At 39.0% G+C, this 19,884-nt stretch carries 17 protein-coding genes; 12 read left to right on the forward strand and 5 right to left on the reverse strand.

All coding sequences use genetic code 11. The features are described 5' to 3' along the window. The first annotated feature begins 29 nt into the window (after nucleotides 1-29). The 7 genes from glgB to ACTJKN_RS23530 all read left to right on the forward strand — a co-directional run bounded on the left by glgB (nucleotide 30) and on the right by ACTJKN_RS23530 (nucleotide 10,212). The gene (gene glgB / locus ACTJKN_RS23500; RefSeq protein WP_440828137.1) at nucleotides 30-1,994 is read left to right on the forward strand and encodes a 1,4-alpha-glucan branching protein GlgB; all 1,965 of its coding nucleotides are present in this window, start codon (nucleotides 30-32) and stop codon (nucleotides 1,992-1,994) included. A 575-nt stretch (nucleotides 1,995-2,569) separates the two neighbouring features. After that, complete coding sequence (locus ACTJKN_RS23505) at nucleotides 2,570-4,747, forward strand: Ig-like domain-containing protein (protein WP_440828138.1); 2,178 nt, start codon at nucleotides 2,570-2,572, stop codon at nucleotides 4,745-4,747. 39 nt (nucleotides 4,748-4,786) lie between these two features. Then, a complete protein-coding gene (locus ACTJKN_RS23510; RefSeq protein ID WP_440828139.1) occupies nucleotides 4,787-5,506 on the forward strand; it encodes a hypothetical protein in 720 nt (239 codons plus the stop codon). Between the two features lie 28 nt (nucleotides 5,507-5,534). Further along, nucleotides 5,535-6,473 (forward strand): gliding motility-associated C-terminal domain-containing protein, encoded by a 939-nt coding sequence (locus ACTJKN_RS23515; RefSeq protein ID WP_440828140.1) that lies wholly within the window; start codon nucleotides 5,535-5,537, stop codon nucleotides 6,471-6,473. Between the two features lie 21 nt (nucleotides 6,474-6,494). Next, nucleotides 6,495-7,466: a PorP/SprF family type IX secretion system membrane protein gene (locus ACTJKN_RS23520; RefSeq protein ID WP_440828141.1), complete on the forward strand. Its 972-nt coding sequence runs from the start codon at nucleotides 6,495-6,497 to the stop codon at nucleotides 7,464-7,466. A 375-nt stretch (nucleotides 7,467-7,841) separates the two neighbouring features. Beyond that, the gene (locus ACTJKN_RS23525) at nucleotides 7,842-8,450 is read left to right on the forward strand and encodes a Crp/Fnr family transcriptional regulator (RefSeq protein ID WP_440828142.1); all 609 of its coding nucleotides are present in this window, start codon (nucleotides 7,842-7,844) and stop codon (nucleotides 8,448-8,450) included. Nucleotides 8,451-8,859: 409 nt separating this feature from the next. Continuing rightward, nucleotides 8,860-10,212 (forward strand): glycine-rich domain-containing protein, encoded by a 1,353-nt coding sequence (locus ACTJKN_RS23530; protein ID WP_440828143.1) that lies wholly within the window; start codon nucleotides 8,860-8,862, stop codon nucleotides 10,210-10,212. A gap of 189 nt (nucleotides 10,213-10,401) precedes the next feature. On the opposite strand, the gene ACTJKN_RS23535 is transcribed toward ACTJKN_RS23530, so the two are convergent. Then, nucleotides 10,402-10,953: a 5' nucleotidase, NT5C type gene (locus tag ACTJKN_RS23535; protein ID WP_440828144.1), complete on the reverse strand. Its 552-nt coding sequence runs from the start codon at nucleotides 10,951-10,953 to the stop codon at nucleotides 10,402-10,404. 96 nt (nucleotides 10,954-11,049) lie between these two features. On the opposite strand from ACTJKN_RS23535, the gene ACTJKN_RS23540 reads away from it, so the two are divergent. From ACTJKN_RS23540 to ACTJKN_RS23550, 3 genes are read left to right on the forward strand one after another with little or no spacing between them, the layout of a single operon-like run. After that, complete coding sequence (locus tag ACTJKN_RS23540) at nucleotides 11,050-11,799, forward strand: DeoR/GlpR family DNA-binding transcription regulator (RefSeq protein ID WP_440828145.1); 750 nt, start codon at nucleotides 11,050-11,052, stop codon at nucleotides 11,797-11,799. Nucleotides 11,800-11,851: 52 nt separating this feature from the next. Beyond that, nucleotides 11,852-12,421, forward strand: coding sequence for a hypothetical protein (locus ACTJKN_RS23545; RefSeq protein WP_440828146.1), 570 nt, complete (start codon nucleotides 11,852-11,854; stop codon nucleotides 12,419-12,421). Further along, the gene (locus tag ACTJKN_RS23550) at nucleotides 12,422-13,168 is read left to right on the forward strand and encodes a metallophosphoesterase (protein ID WP_440828147.1); all 747 of its coding nucleotides are present in this window, start codon (nucleotides 12,422-12,424) and stop codon (nucleotides 13,166-13,168) included. It begins immediately after the preceding gene. A gap of 641 nt (nucleotides 13,169-13,809) precedes the next feature. Here ACTJKN_RS23550 and gap read toward each other — a convergent pair. From gap to pfkA, 3 genes are read right to left on the reverse strand one after another with little or no spacing between them, the layout of a single operon-like run. Next, on the reverse strand, nucleotides 13,810-14,808 hold the full coding sequence (gap, locus tag ACTJKN_RS23555) for a type I glyceraldehyde-3-phosphate dehydrogenase (RefSeq protein ID WP_029280245.1): 999 nt from the start codon (nucleotides 14,806-14,808) through the stop codon (nucleotides 13,810-13,812). Nucleotides 14,809-14,815: 7 nt separating this feature from the next. Continuing rightward, nucleotides 14,816-15,658, reverse strand: a complete 843-nt coding sequence (locus ACTJKN_RS23560) for a hypothetical protein (protein WP_440828148.1) — start codon at nucleotides 15,656-15,658, stop codon at nucleotides 14,816-14,818. A gap of 1 nt (nucleotide 15,659) precedes the next feature. Then, on the reverse strand, nucleotides 15,660-16,646 hold the full coding sequence (gene pfkA / locus ACTJKN_RS23565) for a 6-phosphofructokinase (RefSeq protein ID WP_440828149.1): 987 nt from the start codon (nucleotides 16,644-16,646) through the stop codon (nucleotides 15,660-15,662). 111 nt (nucleotides 16,647-16,757) lie between these two features. Here pfkA and ACTJKN_RS23570 point away from each other — a divergent pair, with 111 nt between their 5' ends. Beyond that, a complete protein-coding gene (locus ACTJKN_RS23570) occupies nucleotides 16,758-17,447 on the forward strand; it encodes an NUDIX hydrolase (protein WP_051692040.1) in 690 nt (229 codons plus the stop codon). Nucleotides 17,448-17,746: 299 nt separating this feature from the next. Here ACTJKN_RS23570 and ACTJKN_RS23575 read toward each other — a convergent pair whose 3' ends face one another. Continuing rightward, nucleotides 17,747-18,607 carry a hypothetical protein gene (locus tag ACTJKN_RS23575; RefSeq protein ID WP_055915110.1) on the reverse strand — a complete coding sequence of 287 codons (861 nt, stop codon included), beginning with the start codon at nucleotides 18,605-18,607 and terminating at the stop codon, nucleotides 17,747-17,749. 220 nt (nucleotides 18,608-18,827) lie between these two features. Between ACTJKN_RS23575 and ACTJKN_RS23580 the strand changes: the two genes are divergently transcribed. Then, a complete protein-coding gene (locus tag ACTJKN_RS23580; protein WP_440828150.1) occupies nucleotides 18,828-19,850 on the forward strand; it encodes a threonine aldolase family protein in 1,023 nt (340 codons plus the stop codon). Nucleotides 19,851-19,884: the final 34 nt, after the last annotated feature.

A 19,884-nucleotide genomic window follows, 5' to 3' on the forward strand; every position in this document is an offset into this window, starting at 1 on the left:
GGGGCTTCATTTATCTAGCCAAAATACCTATGCCATCAGTAAAAAAAGTTTCATTAAAAAAAGTATCCGGGCCAAAAACTGATAAACAGAAATCCGTTTGGATCCACAGTTTATTTACCGATTACGATATCGATCTTTTTCTTGTAGGAAAGCATTTCAGGCTTTACGAGAAAATGGGCTCACATTTAATTACTGTTGATGGAACCGCTGGAACTTATTTTTCGGTTTGGGCTCCAAATGCCATCCGTGTAAGTGTAGTGGGTAATTTTAACGATTGGAACAACACTTCACATCCGCTGAGCGTAAGGTGGGATAAATCGGGTATCTGGGAAGGTTTTATCCCTGGAATTGCAAAGGGCGAAGTTTATAAATATTTTGTTAAAGGTTTTGATGAATCTGAGCATTTAAAAGGCGATCCTTATGCCAGAAGATGGGAACATCCGCCACAAACAGCTTGTATTGTTTGGGACACCGATTACACCTGGAAAGATAAAGCCTGGCTAAAAAAAAGGGCAAAAACAAATGCTTTAGATCAACCCATCTCGGTATATGAGATCCATTTAGGCTCATGGGAGCGCGATCCGGATAATCCAGAACGTGTTTTAACCGCTAAGGAAGTAGCTGGCAGGTTAGTACCTTATGTAAAGGAAATGGGTTTTACGCACGTGGAGCTGATGCCCGTAATGGAATTTCCATATTTCCCGAGCTGGGGTTATCAGATTACAGGTTATTTTGGCGCAAGTTCGCGCTATGGTTCCCCGCAGGATTTAATGTACCTGATTGATGCGCTCCATAAAGCAGATATTGCAGTGATACTGGATTGGGTTCCTTCTCATTTTCCTGGTGATAGGCATGGTTTGTATGAGTTTGATGGAACACATCTGTATGAACACGCCGATATGCGGAAAGGCTTTCATCCCGACTGGAAATCATATATTTTCAATTATGATCGGAATGAAGTACGCTCTTTTCTGATTAGTAATGCCATGTTTTGGATTGATCAATATCATGCAGATGGCCTAAGGGTAGATGCCGTGGCATCGATGTTATATTTCAATTTCTCCAGAGAAGATGGTGATGCCGCAACAAACGAATATGGTGGAAGTGAAAACTTTGGCGCCATACAGTTTTTGCAGGACCTGAATGTTGCCGTTTATGGAAATTTTGAGGGGGTACAGACCATTGCCGAAGAAAGCAGTACTTATCCTGGCGTAACCCATCCGGTACATGCTGGTGGATTAGGTTTTGGCATGAAATGGATGATGGGCTGGATGAACGATACATTAAAGTATTTTAAAGTAGAAACCCTTGGCCGGAAACACCACCACCATCAGTTGAGCTTTAGCATGACTTACGCCTTCACCGAAAATTTTATGTTGCCTTTCTCTCATGATGAAGTTGTACACGGTAAATCGCCAATGTTGTATAAAATGCCTGGAGATGACTGGCAGAAATTTGCAAATTTAAGGGCACTTTATGGTTATATGTTCACCCATCCGGGAGCAAAACTGCTGTTTATGGGAAATGAGTTTGGCGAAACCAACGAATGGAACTTTACGCAATCGCTAGATTGGCATTTGCTTCAATACGCGCCGCACAAGGGCATGCAGGAAACCGTTAAGGCTTTAAACTTTCTGTACCGCAAAGAACCCGCATTGTATCATTTCAATTTTAGTTATGAAGGCTTTCAATGGCTCGATGCCGATAATGCAAACGAATCTATCTTCACCTTTATGCGTAAAGGACCAAAAGCAAAAGATACTTTGGTTATTGCGATAAACCTAACGCCAGTGGTGCGTGAGAATTATAGAATCGGGGTACCTTTTAAAACCAAATGGACAGAAATTTTTAATACCGACGATATTGTTTATTATGGAGGTGGCATTAATAATCGCGGGGATATTGTTCCTGACCAAGAGGGTTATAACGGACAGGAATATTCAATAATTGTCGATTTACCACCCTTGGCTGTAGTGATTTTTAAGAGCAAATAGAAGATTGTTTGCTGCTATATCCCGCCAAAACCGTACATAAAAGCATAGTTTTGGCGTAGTATGCATTTTTATATTACGCCAAAACTCGATTTTTCTAAAATGCCTTAAAATAAGAAAAGCCTCCCATTGCTGGAAGGCTTTCTTAAACTCTGGAGTGGAAGCTTCCAGAGAGGGTGCAAAGATACAATAACTCTTTACTCCTGCAAATATTATTTGCTAAAAAATATGGCAGTTTCTTAGCCGTCAATTATTCTTACCGATTGGTATTTCAAGTTCTTTTTATTACCAGTAAAAAAGATATCGGTCATTCTAAGTTGTTGGAATATTTTCAATATGGACTATCTGTCCCGATATCTGTAATTTTTGAATTCGTTAGTTTCGTTGATAAATATCAATAAAAGAGGCTCTTGCAGTGCTGTGAGAGGGGTAATGAATGAAGTGAACGGATAATTTGCCTCTGCGCCGCCGTACTTTTGTATCAACGAGCAAACAAACAAACTATTTATTTTTCTCTTTACCCTAAGCAATTGAAAAGACGCTCTTGTCTATCTTTCTTGGTGCTTGTGCTTTTTCTTATGCCCGCGTATTTGCGTGCGCAGGTTGTAGCACAGTGCGAAAATACAAAGCGTACTTACGCAGATTTTCAGGGATCAATCCAATACGGATTTAAGGTATTGGGTGGATCTTTAATTATGGGCACCATATCAGATGCAGGAAACGCTGTTAATGGACAGGTTAAAGATGCATCAACACTAGGCGTTGGACTTGGCCTGGCAGGATTGGCATCTTCGACCCAATTCTTACAGTTTAGTGCTGCCGATGGTTCACCCAGATCAATTCCTGCCAATACTCCTGTTACCATAAAAATTTCACTCCCTACTGAAGTCTTAAGCGTTTTAAGCGGTGTAGAGATAGGAACATTTACAGGTTTGCATACCGTTGCTGCTGATTGGCCATTATTGGGATTGCTTGGTCCGGGTCATGATGCGGGATATGAGGCAACTACTGTTCCGATTTATAACTCAACCAATATAGCCGGTGTAATTAGCGGTTCGGGAGAGATTGAGATTACACTCACACCCAACCAGATATATAACGGGATTTATGTCAAGGTATCGGGCAATTTACTCTCGGTAGCGTTGTCAACAAAGCTTTTCCATGCCTATATTATGGAAACGACTACAGATAAGATTGACTGTGATGAAGTAATTGATGTTTTATCGGGCGTACAGCCCACCGTTATTGGCGGGGTGTTAAATGCAACCGGAAAGGTAACCGACCCCTTCAATTCGATAGATAACGATAAAGATAGCTATGCGCTGATGGATGTTGGGGTCTCGGTATTAAACAAAATATACCTTACGGCAATATTTAATAAACCTTCTCAGCCGAAAGATTCTGTGAGCATTATAATAGGTAAGCCCGGGGGAGGATTACTTAATCTTAATTTACTTACCGGGTTTATCATTCAGCCTTATTTAAATGGGGTCAAAGCGGGCGATGCCTTCGATAATACAGGAACTTTTCTAAACCTTAGGCTTTTTCCGGGCTCAACAGATAAATATGTACTCACCTTTCCGATTACTGAAGTTTACGATCGTTTAGAAATCACTACAGGTGGATTGGCCGGCGTGCTGGGCTCACTTCAGATTTATGATATTAAAAGGAAATTGGCTAAGCCACGTACACTGATTGATCCTATTGCTGAGGATGCCAGGGCCATCTGCCAAGGAGAAACCACTACCTTTTCCGTTAACAATCCACAGGCCTGTACAGAATATAAATGGTATGATGCTGAAACAGGAGGCAATTTGTTGCATACCGGAGAAAATTATACTCCTCCATCCTCCCTACTTGCCGGAGATTATAGTTATTATGTACAAGGTAGCAGAACCTACTGCGTAACAGGAGTTTCTGAAAGACTTCGTGTAAAATTAAAGGTTAATCCATTGCCTCCGCTCGATGTTCCGGGTACAACAATCTGCAGTGGAGCAACAGCTGCGTTAGTGGTCAGCAATTCCGATATCGTCCTATATACCTACAATTGGTATACTGCCTCCAATGGAGTTACACCATTTAATACAGGGGCAACCTATACAACGCCCACTCTTACTGCAAACACGACCTATTACGTAGAAGCTATTAATACATTAACAGGTTGTAAGAATGTAGGGGGCCGTAAAGCAGTATTGGTAAATGTTAAACCTATTGCTGTTGTAAATCCGATTATTGGCGTAACTACCATCTGCGAAGGAACTACCACTACTTTAACCAATGATAATCCTTCTGGCATTTGGAGCAGTAGCGACGTGGCCATAGCAACAGTAGATGCTACAGGCAAAGTTATTGCAATTACAGCTGGTAGTGTTGTAATTAGCTACACCGTTGCCGATGATGCTACCTATTGCGCAAAGAAAGTAGATTTTAACCTAACCGTAAGTCCACAGCCAAATTTGACTTTAGGGCCAGATCCGGGAATTTGCGAAGGAATTACTACAACTAACATTGCTTATACCAATCCTGTTTTTAACCCGATTACCTATAGCATTTCTTGGGCGGGGAATTTACTCCCTGCCGTTTCAAGCCAAACCTTGCCAGCAAATGAAATTACAATCAATGTTCCATCAAATACACCGGTAGCAGTATATCAAGGGGTATTGACCATTAAAAATGCAAACGGCTGCGAACGGGCTATCCCTTTTAGTTTTAGGGTAAAGCTTGTGCCGCATAAACCTACAGTATCTATTAATTAAAAAAGAAAATAAATTATTCATCCCTAACAAATTAACATTATGACAAAAAAATCTACAAAACGAAATCTAAGAATCTTCATATTCTTAATGTTCTTATTGCCGCTGGGTGCCTTTGCGCAAACGCCTAATGTATACCTGTGCGGAACAGGTACAGTAAAATTAAATCCAACTTTCACTGGTTATACACCTGGTAATGGCGATAAAATTGTATGGACCGTTGATGGAACTGCGCAAGCTCCAGTTGTATTTGATGGAACAAATGCATTTTATCAGGTTCCTACAGGATTAGCAGTGGGAAACCATACTTATTCTGTTCAGGTTCAGCCTGCAGATGCGAATCTCTGTCCTAGTGATGCCTCTGATAATACCGTTGTAGAAAAATTACCTACGCCTATTATCGCTGTTGCAGCTCCAGGAAGTGTTTATTGTACCGATCAAACAGCCGCCACGGTAATTACGGCGAGTAAGGATGCTTCAATAACATTACCAACTGGTGTAACCATGACTTATGTCTGGTCAGCAACGCTAGGAGGTACTGCTGTAGCGGATATTACAACTTTAGGGGCAGCATCTACTTCTGGAGATACTTTTACACTTAAGGCTGGCGTGGCTCCAGGCGCGTATGTTTTCACAGCTATTGGAAGTTATGCTACAGGTGGTGTTCAGATTGTGCCTGCAACAACTTGTACTGCAACTGCTGGCAAAGCAATCACTGTTACTGTTAAACCAGGTAAAGCAACTATCGCAGTAGCGCCATAAGGTGTTATTTTTATAAGGTTTAACCATCATGATGTTTAACAGGTTAGGGATAATTGTGTTCGGTGTGCTGCTGCTTTCTGCAGCAGCATGCTTTGCGCAATCTAACAATCCGAATACGCTTAACCTTAAACCAGGCGTTACTGTTAAACTAAGGGCCAATGGCCCAGGCGCTACCTCTTATCAATGGTTTAAAAATGGAAATGCCATATTAGGTGCTACCGAGCAAGATTATGTGGTTAATGCCGCAGGGAAATACACTGTTATTACTTTTAGCTTAGGCGGCTGTAGTTCCGATCTGTCCGAAGAAATGGAAGTGGTGATGGAGACAGCCATATCAGCAGATGTTTCTATAGTTAAAAGATCTGAAAGTAGACAGGTAATCAATACTGAGGTATTTAAATACAATTTATTGGTACGCAATAACGGACTCGGTGATGCCACCAACATACAGGTAAAGGATGACCTTCCAGAAAATTTAACCTTCGTAAGTGTTGATCCAGCTATTGTGGGGACCGCAAGTTATAACAATCAAACCAAGACAGTTTCCTGGGCGATCCCGTCACTTGCCAATGGCAGTTTTGTTGAGCTGATCATTAATGTAAGAGCAATGAAACCTGGTAATGTTGTTAATAGTGCCAGGGTTACCATCAATGAAATAGATCCCGATCCTTCTAACAATGTATCAGTTGATACCAAAGAAATTACAGGGCTTAAAATTCCGAACGTATTTACGCCAAATGGTGATGGAAAGAACGAAACCTTTTTTATTGAACGCTTAGACCGCTATAGCGAAAACCAGCTTACCATTATTAATCGGTGGGGAAGTACCGTCTATGAGAAAGATAGCTATTTAAACGACTGGACAGCTAACGGTTTGGTAGATGGAACATATTTCTATGTGCTTAAAGTAAAAACCGCAAGTGCTCAATGGCAGGAATTTAAAGGTTATGTTACAGTTATCAGGTAAATGGAACTAAAATGTGAGGATATGAAAAAGATTGTTGTAACAGCATTATTTAATTTAATCTGCCTTTGTCTGTTCGCTCAGCAGAATGCCCAGTTTGGACAATATATGTTCAATGGTTTATACATCAATCCCGCTTACGCAGGCTACAAAGAAGAACTGTATATGCAGGCCTTTGTGCGAGCGCAATGGACAGGTATTCAGGGCGCTCCCCAAACGCTTTCCATATCGGTAGATGAAGCGGTTAAGGAAGAAAGTTTAGGTTTAGGTTTGTTGGTATCGAAAGATAAGATTGGGGCACAGAACTCTTTAAACCTATCAGGGAATTTTGCTTACCGCATTAAACTAGACCGTACCGAAACCAATGTACTTGCTTTTGGCGTTGGAGTGGGGGTAATGCAGATGGGGCTTAACGGAAGTTTGTTAGATCCAAATGAAACTGGCGACAACAAGATTCCTACAGGATACGAAAGCCGTATTGTACCCGATATTAGGGCTGGTATACATTATTCGAACGAAAAATTCTTTATTGGTTTCTCTGCCAATAACCTGCTTACACAATACCTTCCTGTTTTTAGGGATAATAATCTCCTAAATATTACTTCTAAGCCGCATTTTTATTTAACGGCAGGAATGGTATTTCCAGTCAACAATGATTTTGTGTTCAAACCTACTTTTCTGATCAAAGACGATTTGAACGGGCCAACCTCATTAGATCTTAATGCCTTTTTAATGGTCAAAGAAAAACTTTGGTTAGGTGCTGCGTATAGAACCTCTGTAAAATTTTATCCTAAGCCAGCATTACAAAGCGATTTAAGGGCAAGGAGTGCCATCGGATTGATTACCGAGTTCTTTGTCCGTGAAAACCTTCGGATTGGCTATGGCTACGATTATAGTTTAAATAAATTCGGCAGCTATGATTACGGCTCACACGAAATATCTATTGGTTATTATCTGCAAACTGCAAAAAGCAGAAGGCCAAAATGTTACTTCTAATAGTCGGGTGCCTTCCGACAGAACTTTCTTTTTTATTTGTTTTCTTTTTTACTAATTGTCGATTACTTCTGCATATGGGCTGCACGCACTTGATTTTTATGGAAAAAATGAACGAAATGAATGTTGTAAAAACGTTTCGCCTTATTCGTTATATCTTTTTAAAAGTTGTTAGCCTCTGTTATGCCTACTATTCTGTTGTTTAATCGAACTAAACCGACATTTTTCCCCGGGTAAATCAGTTTTCGATTCAAAATAATAAGAAATCCTAATTAAAAAGGCGTTTAAACATCATAATTGTCTTAATAATCTACTTTATTTTTATATTCCGTTAAAAATAGCTATAATTAAGGGTCTTAAGTCTATCCCTATTTGTGTATGCTCGAATCCCGCAAGGTATTTTTAGTAAACGCTGTATTAAATTATTTCAGCAGTTTATGCCCTATAACCTCTGGATTTATCCAGGAAATAGAAAAAAATGTAGATACTCTTCTGATTAAGAAAAATAAATACATTTTATCTCCCATTGATAATAATGATTATGTTTTTTTTGTGGTGTCAGGCCTGGTAAGAGGTTTTATTAAAGATGGTAATAAAGAGATTACCACTTGGATAAGTTTAGGTAGCGAATTTATTGGAGCGATTCAACATCCCGATGAAAACATCCAACCCTCAATTGAATATTTGCAGGCATTGGAAAATTCTGAATTGGTTGCCATCCCACACTTATTGATTGATAAGCTTTACGCCAGTTATCAGGAAACGAATGTTATTGGCAGAAAGATTTTAGCGCTCCAGTATCATGCCGCCTCAGAGCGGGCCATAATTGCTCGAATCCCTTCCGCAGAAAGGCGTTATGAAAAATTCTTGGAATTAAATTCTTTTGATATATCTAGAGTGCCATTAAGGTGTATAGCCAGTTATTTAGGTATGCGTTTGGAAACACTTAGCCGCATACGCAGTAAGTTGGTAAAGGAGCTGGTATAATTTTAAAACACTTATTCCCACCTAATTTCCATCGGTATATTTTAATATTGATAATACTCAATTTAAACGCTATGTTTACATAACATTATACACATTTTACAAATTGATGTACAACCTTAAATTGCATATGCTAAACATCATATTTGTGATTAAATTTGGGTAAGTAAAAATTAAATCAACGGGACGATTTAGATTACACTCGTAAGCCTCTCTTTTAAGGGAGGCTTATTTTGTTCCAGCCTGTCGGTGCTTATATACCCATTAAGCCTTCATTCAATATTGTTAATGTTTCTGATTAGTAGTATATTTATGTATGGAAGTAGTAGTTGGATTATTAATTATGTTACTTGGCATTCCCTGGAAAAAGATAGGAAAGTGGCTGGAATTTGAAAAGTAGTGGCATTTGGATATGAATGATACCCTCTGGAAAAGCATACAGCAGTTTGATTTCGATCATCCACCGGGCGAATACAACTTTTCGATCAGGTTGGCTAGTGAAAACCAATGGACAAAAGACTTTACCGAAAAAGCCATATTAGAATATAAAAAATTTATGTATCTGGCTGCCATTTCTGATGTAATGGTTTCCCCTTCCGCTATTGTCGATACGGTTTGGCATCAGCATCTCATTTTTACACAGTCTTATCAGGATTTTTGTTCGCTTGTTGGTAAGCAGATCCAACATGTGCCCTCTACACACCAAAAAAAGCAGGAAGAGCAGTTTAGGCTGGCAAAAGAACGGACGAAGCGCATTTACCATGAACATTTTGGAGCACAGCCCAAAGCGATTTGGGAATATGATACCATGTTGGCCGGCTTGAAGCTCGAGCCAGCCAAAATTAAGACTGGTTTTTTTGTCTTGTACGGTGTACTGATTTTCAACTTGCTTACTGTTCCTTTTTATTACTTGCTTAAACCTGTTTATATCCATATTGATAACCCTTATTTTATTTTAGGTTTTCTTGGGTTGGCGATTCCCGCCTATGTAATACTCAGTTTGTATACCAAAAAAAGATTTAAACAGATTGCACGCGATTTCGATCGGCAGTCCTTCGTTTACCACCTTAAACCATTTGAGCTGGTTTACCTGGAAAGACAGAAACTTGCCGAGGTAATAAACGGGGCAATAAGCGAACTTATTCATGCGGGTGTGCTAAATGTAAATGCCCATCGCCGTATTTATATTTCAAAGGATGTAGATAATCTCTCCGGAGAGCAGCTTCAGGTTGTTTCGGTGTTAAAAGATAGGGGCGAAGTCTTCTATCCCGAACTGTTAGGGCAATTGCAGACAAGGGCGATTTTCAGAAACACCGCCAAAAGTATGGATGCATTTAAATGGCATTTTAGCCAGTCGAAACAGTTTGCACGACTGTTTTACTTAAATTTTACAGTTTTTGCAGCACTTATTATGTTTCCCCTCATTCGCTTAACTACAGGTGTTGTAAGGGATAAACCCATTTTTGAAATCGCACTTCTGACAGGGTTTTTGGTGATTTTTATGATTAAACACCTTTATGTGCTCAACCAGCAGTTTTGTATCCGTACCATCCCTGATTTGTATAAGTCGGCAATTTTGCCTGCAATAAAAGATGAACAGGATTGGCAATGGAGTTACTTTTTATATGGATCGGCTGTGTTAACTGCAACCCTTGTTCCATTGTTAAGTTACGAAAGGGGTAGAGGGGGAGATGGCGGCGGAGCCAGTTCTTGTGGTTCCTGTGGAAGTTCTTGCGGTAGCTGCGGTGGTTGTGGAGGCGACTAATAATTTTTGTTGCTTTAAATTAAAATCTTCATCAAATCTTAATCTTTCTGCCGTAATATTGTAGGCATAAGGGGTGAGAGCCTTATATCAACTTCTAGTTGAGAGCGTTAATTTAGATAGAGGATGTAGCCAGTGGCTATATCCTTTTTTTATTCCTGGCATGTGGATATGAAGAGGCTAAATGTTTGACTAGACGATTTCAAGATTTGTCTCTTCAAGTTCTTTCAATAAAGCTGATACCTCGCTCCAGTGATTTATCCTTTGGTGATGATCTTTTTCTACATTGTGAAATGCTGTAAACATTATGGCTTTTCCCTTACAAAAATCAAGGTTTTTACAATGGTCGTCAATTAAATAATCGGTATCTATTATGCTCTTGTCGCCACAAAAGATGATATTCTTCCAGCTGATAAAAGGGAAGTGCTCTGCAAGCCACTCGCGTTTTTCGAAGAGCGATAAGGGGAATTCCATGGCGGCTGAAACGATATAGATCTCGTAGTCTTCCATTAGTTTTTTTACCGCTTCAACAGCGCCTTCCATTACCGGCAGGTTCCTGAAAAAGCCTGTCCTATTACAGATTTTCATTACCATTGCCCTATCAGGGAAAAGTTCTTCTTCCGATTTGCCTTTTATATCATTGCGGGTAAGTGAAATGCCTGTTTCTGCCTGGTAGGTCTGAAGTATATGGTCTTCTATGTCAGCGAGAACGCCGTCCATATCAATGCCTATTGTTTTTCTCATGATTTGCTATATTTTGCAACAAAAATATTTAATATTGCAATATATTGCAAATTGTAATCTTAATAAATTTATATATTTGCAATATATTGCAGTAATATGGTAAAAGAAGAGCGTCTACAGATCATTATCAATACCCTGGAAAAAGACACCAAGGTGCGGTTGAACGAATTGAGCACATTGTTAAATGTATCAGAAGATACGGTTCGCCGTGATATTAAGGAGCTCGACATGCAAGGGCTGCTTAGGGCGGTTCGGGGTGGCGCAATTTCCCATTCGCCCATTCCACAGCATTACCGGGATAGGGAAAAGTACAATCAGCAGCACAAACAGGTTATTGCAAACAAAGCTTTAGCGTTTTTGAAAGATGGTCAGGTGGTATTTTTCGATGGTGGTACCTCGGTAGTAGCGCTGGCTGCCGCATTGCCTAAAGATTTAAAAATCACCATTATTACCAATAGCTTTCCCGTTGCCAATATTTTGGAAGACCACCCCAATGCCGAAGTGATATTTGCGGGCGGAAGATTGCATAAAACCGCATTTACCACCATGGGGCAAGAAACTATCGATACTTTTAGAAAGGTTAGGGCCGATGTTTGTATGCTTGGTATCTGTAGTTTGCACAATAGCATGGGGATTACTTCTATTATATATGAAGATGCCCAGCTGAACAACGTCATGATTAACCAGGCGCAAAAAACCATTGCGCTATCCGCACTCGAGAAAATAAATACGGTAGAGCCTTACTATGTTTGCCCGGTTACCGATGTAGATGTAATCATTACCGAAACCGATCCCAATAACACGATCCTGGAGCCGTATAAACATTTGGGGATTGAGGTAGTTTAGAAAGTGTGAAGCGATTATTCACGGGCAATGGCTCAATAGAAAATAATAATAGATGACGTTTTTATATACCGCACGTGGAACATACGATAAAAATTTTGATCAGGAGGGGATGCCTTGGGATAAATATATCGAATGGGCAAAGTTGCCCCATTTAACCGAGCTTGTTTCGCTTGACGGAATGCTAAATGAGGTTTTAGTTGAGCCAGATTACAACAATGGCGAGGACTGGGATTTTATCCATGTTGCAGAATTGTATCAGACTAACTTTTTTACAACAGTCGATTACGTTTTTAGACGGATGGTTCCTCGAAATAAATTTAATCTCTTGATTGTTGTTGTAGAGCCAGATCGGGCATGTAACGATATCTTGGTTGAAGGGTACGAATTTGTAGGTTATGAACTATTGGATCAGGAATTTGATATTAGTGCTTTAACCAATTGCGGCGGTTTTGATGAATCATTTCTGCCGTCAGATTTAAACGATAAAGGGCTTATTGGTGACTTTAAAAAAGCATATGAAATAAAGAAACTTCTATTGGAAAATAATCCTGAAGAGCATCATGCTGATACCAATGTGATTGCTGTTTGGCGACATAAAATAATTGGGAGATCAACCGAATAAATGAAAATACAGATCATAAGTGATTTACACCAGGAATTTGGTGTTTCTGAATTATCTTTCAGAAATGCTGATCTGGTCATTCTGGCAGGCGACATCAATTTGGGTACAAAAGGTATAGAATGGATTAAAGAAAATATTCCAGATAAACCTGTAATTTATGTTTTAGGCAACCACGAATATTATAAAGGAACATATCCCAACACGCTCAGTAAAATAATAGAAGCATCGAGAGGTTCTAATGTTAGTGTGCTGGAGAATGATCGTATTGAACTCGAAGGGATAAGGTTTCATGGGGCGACTTTATGGACTGATTTTTCGCTATTTGGAAATCCGGTAGAATATGGTATAATTTGTCAGAGTAAAATGAATGATTACCGGATGATTAGAAGGGACCCTTCGTACTCAAAATTAAGGACAATTGACACCTATAAAATCCATCAGATTTCTAAAAAATGGCTGCGGAAAAGCCTTGAAGAGTCAAAGGGATATAAAAACATTGTTATTACCCATCATGCGCCAAGTATAAGGTCTGTACCAGAAGAATATAGAGCGGATCCGGTTGCTTCGGCCTATGCATCAGATCTTGAAGATGTGATTAGGCAATACAAGCCTGCATATTGGATACATGGGCATGTTCATACTCCTGTAAGATATAATGTTGATGAAACTGAAGTTATTTGTAATCCACACGGATATATTAGCGAAAAGTATAACGGTTATGATAAAGAACTGATAATTGAAATTTAAAAGACCTTCCGTACTCGAACATTTTTAATGCTATCGTATACAAATACCCTTTAAATAAGAAAAGAGACAATCTATCCAGACTTGTCTCTTTTTTCTAACCAAATATAAACCTGTTATGAGCCAGGCTTTGTCTTTAATCTTCTATCTAAACCGGGGTTTTTCAAGAAAATGATTTATCTTTTTTAGTGGTGATAAACATCGTTCCGTTTATTACTCTACAAATATAGTAAAAAATTTGATAGTGTAAAAAATACACTAAGAAAATTTTAAGTATTTTTTTTGTCATTTTTTATTTACCGACCCTTTTGTAGAAGATTTTGGTGTTTAAAACGACTGTGTTGCAAATATAGCAGAAAAATATGTTAACTAATTGTTAAATATTGTCAATTTATGGTACGATTTAGTCAAACGTTTGTTTAATTGCTGGTTAAAAGTTGATTTTTCGAAATTTATTGGTGATTTTTTAATTTTTACGGGTGGTTGAGTGAATTTTTGATGTATAAATTGAATAAAATAAATTTTAGAGATGGTTTTGAAATCAAATTTTATAGGTGAAAATTGTGTTTAAAACAAAAAGGCAACATTAAATGAATAATGTTGCCTTTTATATAGCTTTGAAAAGCGCTTAAAGCACTTTTTGTTTACAAACTTGCGTAATATTCTACAAATTTAGCTAGTGCAGAAGAATATCCCCACTCGTTATCGTACCAAGATACCACTTTAACGAAATTATCATTCAGTGAGATACCAGCTTTTGCATCAAAAATAGATGCGTGGTCATCACCGATAAAGTCAGAAGAAACAACTTCGTCTTCAGTATAAGCCAACACACCTTTTAATTCGCCTTCAGAAGCTGCTTTCATAGCCGCTTTAATTTGCTCATAAGTTGCTGGTTTTTCTAAACGTGCAGTTAAATCTACTACTGAAACATCAGCAACAGGAACACGGAAAGACATACCGGTTAATTTACCTTTTAATTCAGGTAAAACCATACCTACTGCTTTAGCAGCACCTGTAGAAGAAGGGATAATGTTAGAGAAACCACCACGGCCACCTCTCCAATCTTTGGCCGAAGGACCATCAACTGTTTTTTGAGTTGCAGTTACAGCATGGATTGTGCTCATTAAACCTTCAACAATACCAAAGTTATCGTTTAAAACTTTAGCAATTGGTGCTAAACAGTTTGTAGTACAAGATGCATTAGAAACAATAGTTTGATCTGCAGTTAATTTATGGTGGTTAACGCCCATTACATAAGTAGGGATGTCGCCATCTTTAGCAGGAGCAGAGAAAACTACTTTTTTAGCACCTGCAGCGATGTGTTTTTCAGCATCAGCACGGGTTAAGAACAAACCTGTAGATTCGATTACTACCTCAACTCCTACAGCATCCCATTTTAAATCAGCTGGATTTCTTTCTGCGGTTACGCGGATTGTTTTACCATTAACCACTAAATTACCATCAACAACTTCAATAGTGCCATCGAATTTGCCATGTGTAGTATCATATTTTAACATGTAGGCCATATAATCTGGCTCGATCAAATCGTTAATCGCTACAATATCTAATCCTCTTTTTAATGCGGCTCTGAAAACCAGTCGGCCAATACGGCCAAAGCCGTTTATTCCAATTTTGCTCATTGTTCTGTTAATTAATGTAATGTTTTAATAAATTTTGTATTGGTTCTTTAATAATGCTTTTAATTTTTATGTCGTATCTGCCCGCTACCAACCTTAACCGGTCTTCGAGCTCGGCGCCTACTTTACCTACAATATGTATCTCCCGGTCGTTATATTTCTCTGCCATCGGCAAAACATAAGTTTCGATATATTTTTCAAATCCTCCATCAATCAGCTTACGGATATATTCGTGTTTACTGTTGTGGGTAAAGAAATCGAAAAATGAGGTTAAAAATATATTCGCCTGTGGCTTATTGTAAATACGTTCTAATATTTGAGGGCGGTCCAGATTGTAGGTTAGTGTGAATTTGGTTTCAATGTCTTTAGGCATTTTAAGGCTCAAGAATTCCCTTAGGAGTATTTTTCCAAAGTAATTTGAAGAACCTTCGTCGCCTAAGATATAACCTAATCCAAAGTTATTATTTACTGGCTTTTTTCCATCAAAGTAAGCGCAATGTGCGCCACTGCCCAACATGCCAACAATCCCGGGTTGATCATAACAAGCGGCTTTGGCGGCGCCGAATAAATCATTCTCCACAACAATTTTGCTGTATTTGAAAAATGATGCGAGGGTTTTGGCTAATTCCTCTTTTCTGTCTGCTGATGATGCTCCGGCCGCAAAGAAATAAATTTTCTTTATGTTTTCCGCATTGTTAACCAAGGCAACTTTTTTGTTTAAAATCTGTAAGATCGTTTTTGGATCAACAAAGCAGGGGTTTAAGCCGGTAGTATTGCAATGTGCCACTACCTGTCCATTTTGTGTTATTTTCCAAAATGCTGTTTTCGATCCGCTATAAACAACTGCTACCATATTATATTGAAAGTACCTCTGTCATTTCCATTAAATCGGGCTCGAGTTTAAAAGAATGAGCGGTTAAAGCCTCTCTTATGCTGGTTAATTTTATTTCGTTTCCTTTTAAGCCTACCATTTGCTCCGTTTGGCCTGCAATTAACGCATTTACTGCGGCAAAACCTAAACGACTGCCCAAAATTCTGTCGAAACTGCTTGGGCTGCCACCACGTTGAAGGTGGCCAAGTATAGTTACTTTGGTATCGTAATGATCAAAAGTTTCTTTTACCTTTTTTGCAATATCATAAGCGCCGCCTTGTTTATGGCCTTCGGCCACGATAACAATACTCGATGATTTTTTTGTAGCTGCGCCTAAGGCCAGTTTATTAATCAATTCGTTAACGCTGGTTTCCTTTTCAGGTAATAAAACAGCTTCGGCACCACTGGCAATCGAACTTCTTAGTGCAATACATCCCGAATCGCGACCCATTACTTCTATAAAGAACAAACGGTCGTGGGCATCGGCAGTATCCCTGATTTTATCGATCGCTTCAATTACAGTGTTAATGGCAGTATCGTAACCTAAAGTAAAATCAGATCCAACTAAGTCGTTATCAATTGTACCCGGTATACCGATTACCTTAACTCCAAAAGTTTCCGAAAAACGTTTAGCGCCGGTGAATGTTCCATCGCCACCGATTACCACTAGTCCATCAATACCGTTTTTCTTTAAGTTATTGTAGGCAATCTGTTGACCTTCGTCTGTTTTAAACTCTAAACAGCGCGCAGTTTTTAATATGGTTCCGCCCAAGTGTAAAATATTACTTACAGAACGGGCGTCCATTGGTTTTATGTTGTCGGTAATTAAACCCTGGTAACCTTGCATTACACCAAACATGTTGATGCCATGGTAAATTCCGGTACGTACAACAGCTCTGATTGCGGCATTCATTCCTGGGGCATCGCCTCCAGAAGTTAATACAGCTATATTTTTTATATTTGGCTCCATCTTTATAACACGAATATAGTGTGTATTTTTTACACTAAGTAATTTATTTTATTTTTTTTACTTAATATTGAAAGTCATACCTTTATCTGCTTAAAATAACTAAATTTTACTTTGGAACAAATTTTACCTCATTTAGATTCTGTATTCTCGATAGATTGCGTTTTGTTTGGATTTGATGGTAAGGAATTAAAAATCCTACTGATCGAAAGGAATGAAGAACCGTTTAAAGATTGGTGGGCATTGCCCGGTAACATTGTTGGCCCTGATGAAAGTTTAGATCAATCAGCCTCCCGCATTTTGTACGAACTTACCGGTTTGCGCGGTATTTATATGGAGCAGTATTATGCTTTTGGCGATCCGCACAGGCACCCGCAAGGAAGGGTAATTACTCTGGCTTATTATGCTTTGATCCGTTTGGGTGGAGATAAAGAACTACGCCCGATCAGTACTTATGCCAAACGCGCCAATTGGCTGCCGATTACCGATCTGCCTAAACTGGCTTTCGATCACCAGAAAATTTATGATAAAGGATTAGAAAAAATAAAACGCCGGATTAAACACCAGCCAATTGCTTTCGAACTCTTGCCAGAGAAATTTACCTTAACACAGTTGCAGCATGTTTATGAACTGGTTTTGGGTAAAAAACTCGATAAAAGGAACTTTAGAAAAAAGATTGTGAGTTTTGGTGTACTAAAAGAGCTTGACGAAAAACAGAAAGGTGTTTCTTATCGCGCGGCTACTTTGTACCGTTTTGATAAGCGTAAGTATGCGAAGCTTTTTGGTAAGGAGATCTCGTTCTAGCGGAGCGCGTTAGGCGTGGAGCGACTGGAGTAAAAAACTAAAGTTAAGGTATAAATTTGAGATATTAGATTTGAGACCTGAGATTGGAACCCAGAAAGACCAAGATGAGAGACTAAATTTGAAGGACAAAAGACTAAAGAAATTCCATCAGTTATAGAAAATAAAAAACCGGTTTGATCTTCAAACCGGTTTTTTTAATGCTTGTATTATATTTTGTATTGACTCTGGACTCCAAACTTAGGACTGAAGACTACGGATTCAGAACTGGAAACTCCAAACTGAGAACTCCCAACTCCGAACTAAGCTTTAGGAGCTAACTCCAGGTGATAATGTACCAGATCATCTATAGGTGAGCGGATAATTTTGCCCACGCCCATTTCGTAACGGTCGGCTACAATACTTAAAATATCGCGGAAACTATAACCTACAGAACCCACACAGTTTAATTTGTGGTCTTTGTAGTTAGGATAGTGGATTACCAGTGCTTCGAAAAATGCAGTAAAAGCATAATCAATGGTAGCAAAAGCATAATCTTCGTAGTTATCTTTAAAATCGTATAAGAATTTACTAAAGCTTGCGCAGAAACGGTTTGGCAGTGGCTTATTATAAATGTTATCGAAAATATCTTCGTTGGTTAAAGCGTAGTTATCGTAAAAAGCTTCACGTAGTCCTTTCGGCATGTAACCTTTCATGTAATCGCTTAAAATGCGTTTACCGATGTACGAACCGCTACCTTCATCACCTAGGAAATAACCTAATGAATCGATGTTCATGGTAATTTCAGATCCATCATAAAGGCATGAATTTGTACCCGTGCCTAAAATAGCAGCAAATCCTGGCTCGTTTCCAAGAAGTGCTCTAGATGAAGCAAGTAAATCATGGCCTACAAAAATGGTTGCATTGGTGAAGATCTGTTGCATGGCATCGGCCACAATCTTAACATTTGCAGGTGTAGAACAGCCGGCACCGTAGTAATAAACTGCTGTTAATTTCTCTCTTTCCAAGTGGTCTGGAAGAGTCTCATTCAAAGACTTTACAATGTACTCTCCTTTAGAAAAATATGGATTGTAACCTTCGGTGTTAAAGTAAATTTTTCTGCCGGCCTCGTTAATCAAACACCAATTTGTTTTGGTAGATCCGCCGTCTGCAATTACTATCATTTTATTTATTTTTGGTTTTAGCACGATAAAAGTATAAAAAGTCTTATATTTTGTATCCTTTTTTTTAATAATTTTTTAACAATTTGTTGTTATCGAAAATTAAGTGTGTAAAAAATACACTATATAGGGCGTTTAATCGCCGAAAAACCTTAAAATTATACCAGAAAGGGCATTGGTCTTTTTTTTTAACATCAATAATATTTTACAACCAGATAGCGAAATGAACAACAGATTTTTAGATTTCAGGAGTGATACGGTAACCAAACCTACTGCCGGAATGTTAGATGCCATGATGAATGCAAAAGTGGGCGACGACGTTTTTGGTGAAGATGAAACGGTGCATGCGTTGGAGACAAAACTGGCTTCGACCTTTAATATGGAAGCCGGATTATTTTGTCCATCAGGAACGATGACCAACCAGATTGCGATCAAGTGTTTTACCCAGCCCATGGATGAGGTGATCTGCGATCAGACCGCACATGTTTACCGCTACGAAATCGGAGGTATTGCCTATCACTCGGGTGCATCGGTAAGATTGTTGCATGGCGAACGTGGAATTTTGACGCCAGAGCTAATTGAACCCGAAATCAATGAAGATAATATCCATTATCCCAATTCAAGTTTGGTTGTTTTAGAAAATACAGTAAATAAAGGTGGAGGAAGCTGTTATACCTTATCGCAGATTGCCCCGATCCATCACCTCTGTAATATAAAAGGATTGAAACTGCATTTAGACGGTGCGCGTATTTTTAATGCACTTGTGGCTACAGGCGATGAGGCAGGCGAGTACGGAAAATATTTTGATGGGATTTCGGTCTGCCTATCTAAAGGACTTGGTGCGCCAGTTGGCTCTGTGCTATTGGGCAGCAAACAGATGATCCATAAAGCCCGAAAAATTAGGAAAGCTTTCGGTGGAGGCATGCGCCAGGCAGGTTTTTTGGCTGCCGCTGGCATTTATGCACTCGATCATCACGTAACACGCTTAAAAGACGATCATGCCCATGCGCAGGCTTTGGCAAATGCTTTAGCCACTGCAAAATATGTGAAATCGGTAATGCCTGTAGAAACCAATATTGTTATTTTCGAGGTGGAAAAGGGATCGGCAGAGAAGATTGTACACCAGTTTAAAGAAAAAGGACTGCATTGCAATACCACCAGTGCCAGCACCATTCGTTTGGTAACACACCTGGATCTAAGTGCCGAAATGATCGATCAGGCAATCGAAATAATATTACATTTGTAGGTATAGTCGGGAGTCCGGAGACGGAAGTCCGAAA

The sequence above is a fragment of the Pedobacter sp. 22163 genome, assembly GCF_052045595.1.
GTDB lineage: Bacteria > Bacteroidota > Bacteroidia > Sphingobacteriales > Sphingobacteriaceae > Pedobacter.

Bases quoted from the DNA above. Each gene is read 5' to 3' on its own strand.
- glgB (WP_440828137.1), top strand. From the start codon at position 30: ATGCCATCAGTAAAAAAAGTTTCATTAAAAAAAGTATCCGGGCCAAAA.
- ACTJKN_RS23505 (WP_440828138.1), top strand. From the start codon at position 2,570: ATGCCCGCGTATTTGCGTGCGCAGGTTGTAGCACAGTGCGAAAATACA.
- ACTJKN_RS23510 (WP_440828139.1), top strand. From the start codon at position 4,787: ATGACAAAAAAATCTACAAAACGAAATCTAAGAATCTTCATATTCTTA.
- ACTJKN_RS23515 (WP_440828140.1), top strand. From the start codon at position 5,535: ATGATGTTTAACAGGTTAGGGATAATTGTGTTCGGTGTGCTGCTGCTT.
- ACTJKN_RS23520 (WP_440828141.1), top strand. From the start codon at position 6,495: ATGAAAAAGATTGTTGTAACAGCATTATTTAATTTAATCTGCCTTTGT.
- ACTJKN_RS23525 (WP_440828142.1), top strand. From the start codon at position 7,842: ATGCTCGAATCCCGCAAGGTATTTTTAGTAAACGCTGTATTAAATTAT.
- ACTJKN_RS23530 (WP_440828143.1), top strand. From the start codon at position 8,860: ATGAATGATACCCTCTGGAAAAGCATACAGCAGTTTGATTTCGATCAT.
- ACTJKN_RS23535 (WP_440828144.1), bottom strand. From the start codon at position 10,953: ATGAGAAAAACAATAGGCATTGATATGGACGGCGTTCTCGCTGACATA.
- ACTJKN_RS23540 (WP_440828145.1), top strand. From the start codon at position 11,050: ATGGTAAAAGAAGAGCGTCTACAGATCATTATCAATACCCTGGAAAAA.
- ACTJKN_RS23545 (WP_440828146.1), top strand. From the start codon at position 11,852: ATGACGTTTTTATATACCGCACGTGGAACATACGATAAAAATTTTGAT.
- ACTJKN_RS23550 (WP_440828147.1), top strand. From the start codon at position 12,422: ATGAAAATACAGATCATAAGTGATTTACACCAGGAATTTGGTGTTTCT.
- gap (WP_029280245.1), bottom strand. From the start codon at position 14,808: ATGAGCAAAATTGGAATAAACGGCTTTGGCCGTATTGGCCGACTGGTT.
- ACTJKN_RS23560 (WP_440828148.1), bottom strand. From the start codon at position 15,658: ATGGTAGCAGTTGTTTATAGCGGATCGAAAACAGCATTTTGGAAAATA.
- pfkA (WP_440828149.1), bottom strand. From the start codon at position 16,646: ATGGAGCCAAATATAAAAAATATAGCTGTATTAACTTCTGGAGGCGAT.
- ACTJKN_RS23575 (WP_055915110.1), bottom strand. From the start codon at position 18,607: ATGATAGTAATTGCAGACGGCGGATCTACCAAAACAAATTGGTGTTTG.
- ACTJKN_RS23580 (WP_440828150.1), top strand. From the start codon at position 18,828: ATGAACAACAGATTTTTAGATTTCAGGAGTGATACGGTAACCAAACCT.